Annotated in this window: 14 protein-coding genes; 5 read left to right on the top strand and 9 right to left on the bottom strand. The window is 72.8% G+C overall.

What is annotated here, in order from left to right:
• The first annotated feature begins 37 nt into the window (after positions 1-37).
• Entirely contained in the window at positions 38-508 is a 471-nt protein-coding gene (locus tag O2W53_RS09250; RefSeq protein ID WP_269162765.1) for a hypothetical protein, read from the top strand.
• A gap of 80 nt (positions 509-588) precedes the next feature.
• On the opposite strand, the gene O2W53_RS09245 is transcribed toward O2W53_RS09250, so the two are convergent.
• From O2W53_RS09245 to O2W53_RS09230, 4 genes are all read right to left on the bottom strand, one after another.
• Positions 589-1,926, bottom strand: a complete 1,338-nt coding sequence (locus tag O2W53_RS09245) for a peptidoglycan DD-metalloendopeptidase family protein (RefSeq protein ID WP_269162764.1) — start codon at positions 1,924-1,926, stop codon at positions 589-591.
• Between the two features lie 151 nt (positions 1,927-2,077).
• Positions 2,078-2,887: an ATP-binding cassette domain-containing protein gene (locus O2W53_RS09240; RefSeq protein ID WP_269162763.1), complete on the bottom strand. Its 810-nt coding sequence runs from the start codon at positions 2,885-2,887 to the stop codon at positions 2,078-2,080.
• Positions 2,884-3,768, bottom strand: a complete 885-nt coding sequence (locus O2W53_RS09235; RefSeq protein ID WP_269162762.1) for an ABC transporter permease — start codon at positions 3,766-3,768, stop codon at positions 2,884-2,886. The genes O2W53_RS09240 and O2W53_RS09235 overlap by 4 nt, the downstream gene beginning before the upstream one ends.
• A gap of 173 nt (positions 3,769-3,941) precedes the next feature.
• Complete coding sequence (locus tag O2W53_RS09230) at positions 3,942-4,931, bottom strand: sugar ABC transporter substrate-binding protein (RefSeq protein ID WP_269162761.1); 990 nt, start codon at positions 4,929-4,931, stop codon at positions 3,942-3,944.
• A 288-nt stretch (positions 4,932-5,219) separates the two neighbouring features.
• On the opposite strand from O2W53_RS09230, the gene O2W53_RS09225 reads away from it, so the two are divergent.
• Together O2W53_RS09225 and O2W53_RS09220 are read left to right on the top strand one after the other, a co-directional pair.
• A complete protein-coding gene (locus O2W53_RS09225) occupies positions 5,220-6,275 on the top strand; it encodes a Glu/Leu/Phe/Val family dehydrogenase (RefSeq protein ID WP_269163060.1) in 1,056 nt (351 codons plus the stop codon).
• 199 nt (positions 6,276-6,474) lie between these two features.
• Positions 6,475-6,690 carry a DUF3073 domain-containing protein gene (locus O2W53_RS09220; protein WP_036336377.1) on the top strand — a complete coding sequence of 72 codons (216 nt, stop codon included), beginning with the start codon at positions 6,475-6,477 and terminating at the stop codon, positions 6,688-6,690.
• Positions 6,691-6,812: 122 nt separating this feature from the next.
• Here O2W53_RS09220 and purM read toward each other — a convergent pair whose 3' ends face one another.
• The 4 genes from purM to O2W53_RS09200 all read right to left on the bottom strand — a co-directional run bounded on the left by purM (position 6,813) and on the right by O2W53_RS09200 (position 11,214).
• Positions 6,813-7,877, bottom strand: coding sequence for a phosphoribosylformylglycinamidine cyclo-ligase (gene purM, locus O2W53_RS09215; RefSeq protein WP_269162760.1), 1,065 nt, complete (start codon positions 7,875-7,877; stop codon positions 6,813-6,815).
• Positions 7,874-9,433, bottom strand: coding sequence for an amidophosphoribosyltransferase (purF, locus tag O2W53_RS09210; RefSeq protein WP_269162759.1), 1,560 nt, complete (start codon positions 9,431-9,433; stop codon positions 7,874-7,876). Before purF ends, purM begins: the two co-directional genes overlap by 4 nt.
• Positions 9,434-9,508: 75 nt before the next feature.
• On the bottom strand, positions 9,509-10,117 hold the full coding sequence (locus O2W53_RS09205; RefSeq protein ID WP_269162758.1) for an MBL fold metallo-hydrolase: 609 nt from the start codon (positions 10,115-10,117) through the stop codon (positions 9,509-9,511).
• Positions 10,114-11,214, bottom strand: coding sequence for an S-(hydroxymethyl)mycothiol dehydrogenase (locus O2W53_RS09200; RefSeq protein WP_269162757.1), 1,101 nt, complete (start codon positions 11,212-11,214; stop codon positions 10,114-10,116). Before O2W53_RS09200 ends, O2W53_RS09205 begins: the two co-directional genes overlap by 4 nt.
• A 235-nt stretch (positions 11,215-11,449) precedes the next feature.
• Between O2W53_RS09200 and O2W53_RS09195 the strand changes: the two genes are divergently transcribed.
• The gene (locus tag O2W53_RS09195) at positions 11,450-12,865 is read left to right on the top strand and encodes an OFA family MFS transporter (RefSeq protein WP_269162756.1); all 1,416 of its coding nucleotides are present in this window, start codon (positions 11,450-11,452) and stop codon (positions 12,863-12,865) included.
• Entirely contained in the window at positions 12,862-12,984 is a 123-nt protein-coding gene (locus O2W53_RS09190) for an MFS transporter small subunit (protein ID WP_268237702.1), read from the top strand. The genes O2W53_RS09195 and O2W53_RS09190 overlap by 4 nt, the downstream gene beginning before the upstream one ends.
• Positions 12,985-13,139: 155 nt before the next feature.
• Here the strand turns inward: O2W53_RS09190 and O2W53_RS09185 are convergent, their stop codons facing one another.
• Positions 13,140-13,523 carry a sterol carrier family protein gene (locus tag O2W53_RS09185; RefSeq protein WP_269162755.1) on the bottom strand — a complete coding sequence of 128 codons (384 nt, stop codon included), beginning with the start codon at positions 13,521-13,523 and terminating at the stop codon, positions 13,140-13,142.
• Between the last annotated feature and the right edge of the window lie 2 nt (positions 13,524-13,525).

Below are 13,525 nucleotides of genomic sequence, written 5' to 3'. Positions count from 1 at the left end.
CCGATGCCCGTCGCCGGGAGCGGCTACCGTCGAGAGCATGCGCGCTCTCACCACCCCCTTCCGCGCCGGACTCTCCGCCGCAGCCGCCGTCGTCCTGCTGGCCGGCTGCGGCAGCGACGACGAGCAGCCCGATGCCGCGTCGACCGCCACCAGCTCCAGCAGCGCCAGCAGTTCCGCCACCACCTCCGACGAGGAGGTCCAGGCGTTCTGCACCGAGGCCGAGACCGTGCTCACCACACCGCCTGAGGCCGGCCTGACCCAGCAGGAGCAGCTCGACCGGACCATCACCGACCTGGAGCAGCTGGACCCGCCGGCCGAGATCAGTGCCGACTGGGACGTCCTGATCCAGACGTTCGTCGGCGTGCGGGAGGCCGTGGCCGACGTCGACCTGACCACCCCCGAGGGGCAGGCCAGCGTGGAGGAGGAGCTCGCCGGCCTCGAGGCCGAGGCGACCGACGCCCAGACCCGGCTGGACGCCTGGCTCACGGAGAACTGCGACAACGCCTGAGCCGACGACGCACCGCGGCCCGGCCCCCTCCCCAGGGTGCCGGGCCGCAGTGCGTCGGTGCCGGGCCGTCGTCGCCCGGGTCAGCCGCAGCCGCGGATCGTGATGCCCCGGGCGCGCAGCCACGGCACCGGGTCGACCTGGCCGCTGTGCATCTGCCCGTCGGGGTGCACCTCGAAGTGCAGGTGCGGCCCGGTCGACTGACCGCGGTTGCCCACCTCGGCGATCTGGTCACCGGCCGCGACCCGCTCCCCGGCGCGGACGAAGTGCCGGTTGACGTGGCCGTACACGGTGATCGCACCGTCGTCCCCGCGCAGGTAGACCGCCAGCCCGAAGCCGGTCGCCGGCCCCGCCCGCTGGACCACCCCGGCGGTGGCCGCGCGCACCGGCGTGCCGATGGGGGCGCCGATGTCGACGCCGAAGTGCGTGACACCCCAGCGTGCGCCGAAGCAGCTGCTCGTGATGCCGACGGCCGGCCGGGCGTAGCCGGAGCCGGTGGCGGAGTCGGAGCCCGTGGCGGCGGCGTCCGCCTGGAGCGCCTGCTGGTCGTCGGCGAGCGCCTGGGCCCGGGCCTGCTCCTCGGCCAGCCGGGCCGCGGCCTCCTCGGCCGCCCTCTGCTGCTGCCACACCTGGTAGGCGTTGCGCGCGCCCTGGAGCGTGAGCAGCTGCACCTGGGCGTCCTGCAGCTGCTGGTCCAGCGCCGCCTTCTCCGCGGTCACCTGGGTGTACACCGCCTGCTGGTTGGCCAGCTGCCGTTCGGCCTCGACGCGGGCCCCCTCGGCCGCCGCCTCGGCGGCCACCTTCTCGTCGCGGGCGGCCCGGGCCGCCGCATCGGCCTGGGCCTGCTGCACCCGCGCCTGTTCCATCACGCCCAGGACGTCGACCTGGTGGTCGCCGACGTAGGACAGCATCGCGGCCTTCTGCACCAGCTCGGCCGGCCCGCCGACGTCCAGCAGGGCCATCTCGCTGGTGAGCTCGCCGCCGTTCTTGTAGGTGTCCCGCGAGAACTCGGCGATCCGCAGCTGGGCGGCGGCGACGGCGTCGGCCGCGGCCTGCAGGTCCTGCGCCGTCCGTGCCGCGGCGGCCTCGGCCAGCACCCGGGCCTCCTCCGCCGCCAGGTAGGCGGTGCCGGCGGCCTCGGCCAGCACCTGGACCTGCTCCAGCTGCGCCTCGGCGGCCGCGACCTGCCCGGCGATCCGGCCGACCTCGGCTGCGGCCGCGTCCTGCGCCGTCAGGGCGCCGGTGAGCTGCTCGTCGCTGGGGTTCACCGGCTCGGCGTGCGCGATGCCGCCGCCGGCCCCGACCAGCACGGTCGCGACGGCTGCGGTCAGCGCACCGGCCAGCAGTCGGGACGGCCGGCGGCGTCCGGCGCGGACCCGGCGGACGGCCGCCGTGGCCGGGCGCCGCAGGTGCTGCGTCATGGTCGCTCCCTGGGGAAGAGGGATGGACGGGTGGGCTCAGCGAGCGTCCCAGGCGCACCACGAGTCACACGGTCAACACGCGCAGCAACCACGAGCCGTCATGAAGTCGTTCGGTCGTCCCCCGGTCCGGTCATCATGTCGACCCGACTGCTCAGACGCCGCCCGGCCGCCCCAGCTCCTCGGCGAGCCGGGTGAGCTCGTCCCCGCCGGCCATCATGTCGGTCAGCTGCTCCCGTGTCACCTCGCCCTTGGCGAAGTCCCCCATGCTCCGGCCACGGTTGAGCAGCAGGAAGCGGTCGCCCACCGGGTGCGCGTGGTGCGGGTTGTGGGTGATGAAGACGACGCCGAGCCCCTGGTCCCGCGCCTGGGCGATGTAGCGCAGCACCACGGCGGCCTGCTTGACCCCCAGCGCCGACGTCGGCTCGTCCAGGATCAGCACCCGTGCCCCGAAGTGCACCGCCCGGGCGATCGCCACCGACTGCCGCTCCCCGCCGGACAGCGTGCCCACCGGCTGGTCGGGGTCGCGGATGTCGATGCCCATGGCGGCCAGCTCACGCCGGGTGACGTCCTTGGCCGTCGCCCGGTCGAACCGCCGGAACGGGCCCCACCCGGTCGTCGGCTCCGAGCCGAGGAAGAAGTTCCGCCAGATCGACATCAGCGGGATCATCGCCAGGTCCTGGTAGACGGTGGCGATGCCAACGTCCAGCGCGTCGCGCGGCGCACCGAAGTCGACCGGCTCGCCGTCCAGCAGCAGCTCGCCCCGGGTCGGCCGGTGCACCCCGGCGAGCACCTTGATCAACGTGGACTTGCCGGCGCCGTTGTCGCCGAGCACGCAGGTGACCTGCCCGGCGCGCACGCTGGTGGAGATGCCCTCGAGGGCGATCACCGAGCCGAAGTCCTTGCCGATGCCGCGCAGCTCCAGCAGCGGGGCGCCACCTGGCGCGTCGGTCGCGGTGCTCATCGCCGGGCCGCCTCGGCGTAGCGCCGGACCAGCCGGTTGGTGAGCACCGCGAGCAGCAGCATGGCCCCGAGGAAGAAGTAGAACCAGTCGGCGTCCCAGTTCAGGTAGACGATCCCCTGCTGGGTCATGCCGAAGATCAGTGCGCCCAGTGCCGCGCCGATGGCCGAGCCGAACCCGCCGGTGAGCAGGCAGCCGCCGATCACCGCCGCGACGATGTAGATCAGCTCCTGCCCGGTGCCGGTGTTGGCCTGCACCGAGGTAAGCCGGACGGCGGTGATCGAACCGACCAGCCACGCGGCGGTGGCGGTGGTCATGAACAGCACGATCGTCGTCCGCTGCGCCGGCACCCCGACGTTGCGGCTGGCGACCTCGTCACCGCCGGTGGCGAAGACCCAGTTGCCGAACCGGGTGCGCAGCAGCACCCAGCTGGCCACCGCCGTGACCAGCAGCCACCAGAGGACGGCGACGCGGAACGGCTGCCCGAAGACGTCGATCGTGGAGGCGAGCACCAGCTCGGCCGAGTGGTAGCCGGGGGCGTCGGCGATCCCGCGCACGATCACCGTCCCGGTGAACAGCTTGGTCAGCCCCAGGTTCAGCCCCTGCAGCATCAGGAACGTGCCCAGCGTGATGATGAAGCTGGGCAGGCCGGTGCGGGTGACCAGCCAGCCGTTGAAGGCGCCGATCCCCAGCGCCAGCACCAGCGCGGCGCCGATCGCCACCCAGATGTTCTGCTGCAGCTCCACCGCGACGATGCCCACCGTCAGCGCGGTGGTGCCGGTCATCACGCCGGCCGAGAGGTCGAAGTGCCCGCCGATCATCAGCAGCGCGACGGCGACCGCCATGATCCCCAGCACCGAGGCGACGTCCAGCCAGTTGGCCACCCCCGCCAGCGACCGGAAGACGTCGGACTGGGCGGAGAAGAACCCCAGGATGACGACGGCCCCGATGAGCGAGCCGAGCTCGGGCTTGACCAGCAGCCGGCGCCACGGACCGACCCGGGCGACGCGTTCGTCGGCGCGGGCCGGCCCGTCGACGGGCGCCTCCCGGGTCGCGCTCAGCGGGTCCCTGCCGAGGCGAGGTCGGCGATCTCGTCGACGTTCTCGGCGTCGACGATCCCCGGGCCGGTCAGCACGGCCTGGCCACCCCCGACGGTGTTGAGGTTCTCGGCGTACAGCTTGAGCATCACGACGGGCAGGTAGCCCTGCTCGTACTGCTGCTGGTCGACGGCGAAGGAGATCGTGCCGTCCTGGATCGCGGAGATGACGTCGGCGTTGAGGTCGAAGGTGGCGATCGCGGCGTCGGAACCGGCGTCGGCGGCGGCCGAGGCGGCCACCGAGGCGACGGCGGAGTTCAGCGTCAGCACGGCGTCGATCGAGGGGTTGCTCTGCAGCTGCGAGGTGATCGTCGACTGGGCCGCCTGCAGGTCGTTGATGTCCACCTGCAGCAACTGCACGTCGCTGCCCAGCCCCTGGGAGGCGCCGTCGCACCGCTGCTCGAGGCCGATGTTGCCCGCCTCGTGCACCACGCACAGCACGTTCGTCGCGCCGTCCTGGGCCAGCCGCTGCCCGGCGCCGATACCGGCGATCGTCTCGTCCTGCCCGACGTGCCCGATCGCGCCGAACTCCGCGGAACGCTCGGCGCCGGAGTTGATCGTCACCACCGGGATGCCTGCCTCCGTCGCGGCGCTGATCGAGTCCTCGAGCGCGTCGGGGTTGGCCATCGAGACCACGATGCCGTCGACGTCCTGGTTGACCGCGGCCTCGATCAGCTGGGACTGCCGCTGCGGGTCGCCGTCGCTCTGGTAGTCCACACCGACGCCGAGGTCCTCCCCGGCGGCCTCGGCGCCGTTCTGCACCACGTCCCAGAAGGCGTCCCCGGCCGCCCCGTGGGTGACGACCGCGAAGTCGAGGTCACCGGAGGCGGCCGCGCCACCGCCGTCCCCGCCCTCGTCGCCACCGCCATCGCCGGAGTTCTCCGTGGAGCAGGCGCTCAGCAACAGGGGTGCTGCCAGGGCGAGTGCGAGCAGCCGCATGGGTCGAGCCATCGTGTGCGTGTCCTCCTGTGTGGCGGCGCTGCGATGCCCCGCTGGTGTCCTCCACCGGTCGGCCCCGACTCGGGCCACCCAGAGGAGTGTGCGGCACCGGGGTCGGCCGGCGCCTCTGGTCCACCCCTGATCATGCCCGCCGCGGCAGGCGGACACGGCACGGACCTCCTCGACGAGACCCGGCCGTTTGTCGTTGCGCCGTCCACGGAGCGGCAACGCGCGCCCCGCGGGGGCGCGCGCACGCGGCGGACGGGCGTGCGGCTGCCTAGGCTGCCGGTCGTGGACGTGATGGGCTCCGGGCACGAACAGGTCGTCTTCTGCTCCGACCCCGGGTCGGGGCTGCGCGCGGTGATCGCGGTCTACTCCACCGCGCTCGGCCCGGCGCTCGGCGGCACCCGCTTCTTCCCCTACGCCTCCGAGGAGGCCGCGGTGGCCGACGCCCTCGCGCTGTCGAAGGCGATGGCCTACAAGAACAGCCTGGCCGGCCTCGACCTGGGCGGTGGCAAGGCGGTCATCATCGGCGATCCGCACACCGACAAGACCGAGGCGCTGCTGCGCGCCTACGGACGCTTCGTCGAGAGCCTCGGCGGGCGGTACCTCACCGCATGCGACGTCGGCACCTACAACGCCGACCTGGACGTCGTGGCCCGGGAGACCCGCTTCGCCCACGGCCGGTCCGAGGCCTTCGGCGGCTGCGGGGACTCCTCGGTGCTCACCGCCTTCGGCGTCTTCCAGGGGATGCGTGCCGCGGCCCAGCACCGCTGGGGCTCCCCGACACTGGCCGGCCGCACGGTCGCCGTCGCCGGGGTGGGCAAGGTGGGCAGCTGGCTGGTCGACCGGCTGGTCGCCGACGGCGCGTCCGTCGTCGTGACCGACGTCGACCCGGCCGCGGTCGCCCGGGTCCGGGCACGGCACTCCACGGTGCAGGCGGTCGCCGACACCGCGACCCTGGTGCGCACGCCGCACGCCGTCTACGCCCCCTGCGCCCTCGGTGGCGCCCTGGACGACGAGACCGTGGCCGTGCTGCCCGCCGAGATCGTCTGTGGCGGGGCGAACAACCAGCTGGCCCACGAGGGCACCGCCGAGCTGCTGCGCGGCCGAGGCATCCTCTACGCCCCCGACTACCTGGTGAACGCCGGCGGTGTGATCCAGGTCGAGGACGAGCGGCACGGGTTCTCCTTCCCCCGGGCCGAGTCGAAGGCGACCTCGATCTTCGACGTCGCCCTGCGGGTCTTCGCCGCCGCCGATGCCGAGGGCGTCTCCCCGGCCGTGGCCGCCGACCGACTCGCCGAGGAGCGGATGAGCTCCGTGGGGCGACTGGCGACCATCCGACTGCCCCGATGACCGGCTCCTGCAGCCGAAATGGGTGAGACCCCGGTCACATACACCTCCGGATGAGGCAGCCGGGGGGTGGGCTGCGTGCCCGTGACCGATCCGTGTCGTAAGCTCGGCCAAGGACACAGTCACTCAGTCGGGGTCGCCACACGGGCCGTCCAGCCCAGTGCTGGAGACGACCCGCACTCCGTCACGAGGGGGTCGAGCCATGGGGCGCGGCCGAGCGAAGGCCAAGCAGACACGCGTGGCCCGTGAGCTCAAGTACAGCTCACCCAACACCGACCTCACTGCCCTCCAGCGCGAACTGGCTGGACAGCCGTCGTCGTTCCCCTCCCGGGGGCCGAAGGACGACGACGAGGACGACACGCACGTCGGGAGCTGGTCGCAGGACGACGAAGACGACGACTGGGCTGCCAGCCGCTGAACCGGCGACCCAGCCCTCTGTAGCGCAGCGACACCGGTCCTCCCTCGGGGGGAGCGGTGTCGCCGCGCGTCCCGATCCGGCAGGTCCGCCGCGAGCGCGCGGTGGGGGCCGGGGCTCCTCCGTCAGCGGTAGGAGCTGACCAGCCGCGCCGAGGCGTCTCCGTCGTGCGCCCCGACCGTGCCGGCCACCCAGGCCGGGACGCCGCGGGCGAGGAGCAGGTCGACCGCCCGGTCCGCGTGCTCGGGCGCGACCGCGGCCACCATGCCCACGCCGCAGTTGAAGGCCCGTTCGGACTCCGCGCGCGGCACGCCGTGCTCCTCCAGCAGCCGCACCACCGCGGGCAGCGCCCAGGTGCTCCGGTCCAGCACCGCCTCCAACCCGGCCGGGACGACGCGGACGGTGTTGCCGGCCAGCCCCCCACCGGTGATGTGGGCGAAGGCGTGCACCGTCTCCACGCCCAGCTGCTCGACCAGCGTGAGGCAGTCGCGGGCGTAGATCCGGGTGGGCTCGAGGAGTTCGTCCCCGAGCGGGCGGCTCAGGCCGGCCGGCGTGCCGGTGAGGTCCAGCCCCGCCCGGTCGACGACCCGGCGCACCAGCGAGTAGCCGTTGGAGTGCAGCCCGGAGGAGGCCATGGCGACGACGACGTCGCCGGCCCGCACCCGCTCCGGCCCCAGCACCGCATCGGCCTCGACGACCCCGACCGCGGTGGCGGCCAGGTCGTAGTCGTCCGCGCCCATCAGGTCACCGTGCTCGGCGGTCTCCCCACCCACCAGTGCGGCACCGGCCTGCGTGCAGCCCTCGGCGATCCCGGTGACGATGGCGGCGATCCGCTCCGGCACGACCCGACCGCAGGCGACGTAGTCCTGCAGGAACAGCGGCTCGGCCCCGCAGGCGACCAGGTCGTCGACGACCATGGCGACCAGGTCGATCCCGACGGTGTCGTGCCGGTCCAGTGCCCGGGCCAGCGCGATCTTGGTGCCCACGCCGTCGGTCGAGGAGGCGAGCAGCGGCTTGCGGTACTTGGCGGTGTCCAGGGCGAAGAGCCCGGCGAACCCGCCCAGCCCACCGACGACCTCCGGGCGGTTGGTCTTCTCCACCGCGGCGCGCATCAGGGTGACCGCTCGCTCGCCGGCGTCGATGTCGACCCCGGAGGCGGCATAGGTCAGCTCGCCCTCGTGGGCCGTCACGGCCGGCTCAGCGCGTCGTCGGCCCCACCGGGGACCGTCGGACTGCCGGCCTGCTGGCCGGTCCAGCCGGTGACCGCGGAGGCCTCCTCGGTCAGCGCCCGGCGGCCGATGCCCTCGAGGAGGTGCTTGCCCAGCACCTCCGGCTGGCCGAGGGCGATCGGGTACTCGCCGGTGAAGCAGGCGGTGCACAGTCGGTTGGCCGGCTGCTCGGTGGCGGCGATCAGCCCCTGCTCGGAGACGTAGCCCAGCGAGTCGGCGTTGATCGAGGCGCGCACCCCGTCGACGTCCAGGCCATTGGCGACCAGCTCGGCGCGGCTGGCGAAGTCGATGCCGTAGAAGCAGGGCCACTTCACCGGCGGTGAGGCGATCCGCACGTGCACCTCGAGGGCGCCGGCCTCACGGAGCATCCGGATGAGCGCCCGCTGGGTGTTGCCCCGCACGATCGAGTCGTCGACGACCACCAGGCGCTTGCCGCGGATGACGTCGCGCAGCGGGTTCAGCTTCAGCCGGATGCCCAGCTGCCGGATCGTCTGGCTGGGCTGGATGAACGTGCGCCCGACGTAGGAGTTCTTGACCAGGCCCAGGCCGTAGGGGATCCCGGAGGCCTCGGCGTACCCGACCGCGGCCGGCGTGCCCGACTCGGGGACCGGGATGACCAGGTCGGCCTCGACCGGGTGCTCCTTGGCCAGCCGGCGGCCGATCTCGACCCGCGCCGCGTGCACGCCGCGGCCGGAGATCGTGGTGTCCGGCCGGGCGAGGTAGACGTACTCGAAGACGCAGCCCTTGGGGTCCGAGGGGGCGAAGTGCTGGCTGCGCAGCCCGTCCTCGTCGATGGCGATCAGCTCGCCGGGCTCCACCTCGCGAACGAACGAGGCGCCGCAGATGTCCAGCGCCGCCGTCTCGCTGGCGACGACCCAGCCCCGCTCCAGCCGGCCGAGGACCAGCGGCCGCACGCCCTGCGGGTCACGGGCGGCGTAGAGGGTGTCCTCGTCCATGAAGGTGAAGCTGAACGCCCCCCGCAGGCGCGGGAGCACCTCCATCGCCGCCGCCTCGACCGACATGTCGGGCTTGGCCGCGATCAGCGAGGTGACCAGGTCGGAGTCGTTGGTCGCGACGAACGCCCCGGCCACGCCCTCGTCGGCCGCGGCGCTGGCCAGCTCGGCGGTGTTCACCAGGTTGCCGTTGTGACACAGCGCCAGCCCGGTGCCCGCCCCGGTGGTGCGGAACGTCGGCTGGGCGTTCTCCCAGGTGGAGGCCCCGGTGGTGGAGTACCGGGCGTGGCCGACGGCGATGTGACCACGGAGGCTGCCCAGCGTCGGCTCGTCGAACACCTGGCTGACCAGGCCGAGGTCCTTGTAGACCACGACGGAGGAGCCGTCGGACACCGCGATGCCGGCCGCCTCCTGACCGCGGTGCTGGAGGGCGTACAGGCCGAAATAGGTCAGCTTCGCGACCTCTTCCCCGGGAGCCCAGACCCCGAAGACGCCACAGGCGTCCTGGGGACCAGGGTCATGGGGGTCGAGGTCGTGCGTCAGCCGTCCATCACCGCGAGGCACGGGTGCGAGCGTACCGGCTGCGCCGTCCCCTCCCGGGTGGGACCGCTCACTCGGGAGGGGACGGCGGAGGACCGGTCAGGAGATGTTGCCCAGCTCGGCGTTGATCGTGGTGTCGTCGCCGTGACCGGTCCTGACCACCGTGTCACCGTGCAGCGTCATCAGCCGGTCGGTGATCGACCGCAGGATCGTCGGCTTGTCGCTGAACGACCGCCCGGTGGCACCGGGACCACCGCAGAACAACGTGTCGCCGGTGAAGACGGTGCGCAGGTCGGGCGCGTGCAGGCAGGTGCTGCCCGGGGAGTGCCCGGGGGTGTGCAGCGCCTGCAGCTGCACGTCGCCCACGCCGAACCGGGTGCCCTCGACCAGGTCGTGGTCGGGCTCGGTGTCGGGGTGGACGACGTCCCAGAGCATCCGGTCCGCGGGGTTGAGCCAGATCGGTGCCCCGGTGGCCTCACGCAGGGCGACCGCCGCGGTGATGTGGTCGTTGTGCCCGTGGGTGAGCACGATCGCGGTCACCCGGCGGCCGCCGATCGCCTCGATGATGGGGGCGGCGTCGTGCGGCGCGTCGATGACGAGCACCTCGTCGTCGTCCCCGACCAGCCAGACGTTGTTGTCGACGTCGAAGTCCTGCCCGTCGAGGCTGAAGACCCCGCTGACGACGGCCTGCTCGACCCGGGCCCTCACTGTCCGGCCCCCTCGAACACGACCACGGAGCGCAGCACCTCGCCGGCGTGCATCTTGTCGAAGGCCGCCTCGACGTCGGAGAGCCCGATCGTCTCGCTGACGAAGGCGTCCAGGTCGAACCGGCCCTGCAGGTACAGGTCGATCAGCATCGGGAAGTCCCGGCTGGGCAGGCAGTCGCCGTACCAGGAGGACTTGAGCGCGCCACCGCGGCCGAAGACCTCGATCAGCGGCAGCTCGATCGTCATCGTCGGGTTCGGCACGCCGACCAGGACGACGGTGCCGGCCAGGTCGCGGGCGTTGAACGCCTGCTCGTAGACCGCCGGGTGCCCGACCGCGTCGATCGCCACGTCGACCCCGAACCCGCCGGTGAGCGCCTTGATGGCCTCGACCGCGTCGGTCTGGGAGGAGTTGACGGTGTGGGTGGCGCCCATGCCCTTGGCCCACTCGAGCTTCTTGTCGTCGATGTCGACGGCGATGATCGTGCCCGCACCGGCGAGCCGGGAGCCGGCGATCGCGGCGTCACCGACGCCACCGCAGCCGAAGACGGCGACCGAGTCGCCGCGACCCACCCCGCCGGTGTTGATCGCCGCACCCACACCGGCCATCACGCCGCAGCCCAGCAGCCCGGCCGCGGTCGGCTTCGCCGCCGGGTCGACCTTCGTGCACTGCCCGGAGTGGACCAGCGTCTTCTCGGCGAACGCGCCGATCCCCAACGCTGGCGAGAGCTCGGTGCCGTCGGCCAGCGTCATCTTCTGCGCGGCGTTGTGGGTGTTGAAGCAGTACCAGGGCTTGCCCTTGGCGCAGGCCCGGCACTCCCCGCACACCGCGCGCCAGTTCAGCACCACGTAGTCGCCGACGGCCACGTTGGTGACGCCCTCGCCGACCGCCGAGACCAGGCCGGCCGCCTCGTGGCCCAGCAAGAACGGGAACTCGTCGTTGATCCCGCCCTCCCGGTAGTGCAGGTCGGTGTGGCAGACCCCGCACGCCTGGACGTCGACCACCGCCTCACCCGGCCCCGGGTCGGGGACGATGATCGTCTCGATGGTGACCGGAGCACCCTTGCTCAGGGCGACGACGCCCTTGACCTCGTACGGCATGTCGCCAGCCTAGGGAACGAGCCGCCGGTCCGCGCCCCGCTCCCGCACCGTGGAAACGACGGTTGTGCGTGCAACGAATTGGTCTCGCCTCACCCGGCAGGGGGCCGCGATGCAGCCGAAATCGTCACATCGTCGTACGGTGCCCTGCGGTCGCGATCTGTGTCACACGAGTGCACGGGTCGCGGTCGGGTTGCGTCCGTCCGGCCGCGCCGTTCCCGTACTCGGAGGTCGTTCCGTGGCAGTACCCAGCTTCCTGGCCCGGGAGCGCATCATCGCTCGCCCGGGCTTCAACCGGTGGCTCATCCCGCCCGCCGCGCTCGCCGTGCACCTGTGCATCGGCCAGGCCTACGCGACCAGCGTCTACAAGGCCGCGCTCGTCTCGCACTTCGACTCGACCCTGACCGCGATCGGCATCATCTTCTCGATCGCGATCGTCATGCTCGGCCTCTCCGCCGCCGTCTTCGGCACCTGGGTCGACCGCAACGGCCCCCGCGCCGCCATGTTCACCGCCGCCTGCTTCTGGTCGGTCGGCTTCCTGGTCGGTGCCCTCGGCATCTCCACCGAGCAGCTGTGGCTGGTCTACCTGGGCTACGGCGTCATCGGCGGCATCGGCCTGGGCATCGGCTACATCTCGCCGGTCTCCACGCTGATCAAGTGGTTCCCGGACCGGCCGGGCCTGGCCACCGGCATGGCGATCATGGGCTTCGGTGGTGGCGCGCTCATCGCCTCGCCGCTGTCCCGCCAGCTGATGAACTGGTACGACCCGTCCTACGACGGCACCGCCGGCACCACCCCGAGCGGCGCCTCGGTCGCCGGCCTCTTCGTCACCCTGGGCCTGGTCTACCTGGTCTTCATGATGTTCGGCGCCTTCATCGTCCGCGTCCCCGCCGACGACTGGCGGCCCGCCGGCTTCGACCCCTCGACGGTCAAGCAGAGGGCGATGGTCACCACCGAGAGCGTCTCGGCCGGCAACGCCATCAAGACGCCGCAGTTCTGGCTGCTGTGGACCGTGCTGTTCTGCAACGTGACCGCCGGCATCGGCATCCTCGAGCAGGCCGCGCCGATGATCCAGGACTTCTTCCGCAACGGGGAGACCTCCGCGGTCGCCGCCGCTGCGGCCGGCGGCTTCGTCGGGCTGCTCTCGCTGTTCAACATGGCCGGCCGGTTCGTGTGGTCCTCGACCTCGGACTACATCGGCCGCAAGGGCATCTACATGGTCTACCTCGGCGTCGGCCTGGTGCTGTACGTCCTGCTGGCCACCATCGGCAGCAGCGCCGTCTGGCTGTTCGTCGCGCTCGCCGCGATCATCATCAGCTTCTACGGCGGTGGCTTCGCGACCGTCCCGGCCTACCTGCGTGACCTCTTCGGCACCTACCAGGTCGGCGCCATCCACGGCCGCCTGCTGACCGCCTGGGCCGCCGCCGGCATCGCCGGCCCGCTGATCGTCAACGGCGTCCTGGACGCCCAGGGCACCCCGGGTCAGCTCGTCGCCGCCGACTACCGGCCGGCGCTGTTCATCATGGTCGGCCTGCTGGCCGTCGGCTTCGTCGCCAACCTGCTGGTCAAGCCGGTCGCGGCGAAGTGGCACGAGCCGCACGCCACCACCCCCGCCACCGCCCGCGCCAACCCCGAACGGAGCACCACTCGATGAGCGAGCAGAGCAGCACACCGACCGGCCTGGTCGCCTTCGCCTGGGCCCTGGTGGGCCTCCCGCTGGTGTACGGGCTGGTGCAGACCATCCGCACGGCCAGCACCCTGTTCACCGGCTGAGCCACCGCACCACGCAGCACAGCGCCCCCTCTGCCACACGGCAGAGGGGGCGCTGTCGTTCGTGGGGCTGTCGTGGGTGGCGCCGTCGAGTGCGCAGTCTCGGTCGCCCGACACGGCGTGTCCCGCCGTGTCGGCGCCCTCAACTGCTCAGTCGGTCAGCGCAGCGGGGGCAGCGGGAGGTGCTCGGAGAGGTCGGCGCGGTTGCCGCTGGCGCTGACCCTCCCCTCCCCCACCGCCTCTGCCCAGGACAGGGCACCGGTCGCCAGCCGCAGCCAGGTCGCGGCGTCGGTCTCGACCACGTTGGGCGGGGTGCCGCGGGTGTGCCGCGGCCCGGGCACGCACTGCACCGCCACGAACGGCGGCACCCGCAGCTCGACCGAGCGCCCGGGCACGTGCTGGGCCAGCCAGCGGGCCGAGGTCTTCACCGCAGCCCCCAGCACCGCGCGGGGCGGCTGCTCGGCCTCCCCGGCCAGCCAGCCGGCCGTGGGGGCGAGCGCCGCCCGCAGGTCCTCGGCCGAGATCGGCGCGACGCCGGCCACGG

Source organism: Modestobacter sp. VKM Ac-2978 (genome assembly GCF_026968025.1).
Classification (GTDB): Bacteria; Actinomycetota; Actinomycetes; order Mycobacteriales; family Geodermatophilaceae; genus Modestobacter.
This window is presented reverse-complemented; position numbering and strand designations above follow the sequence as displayed.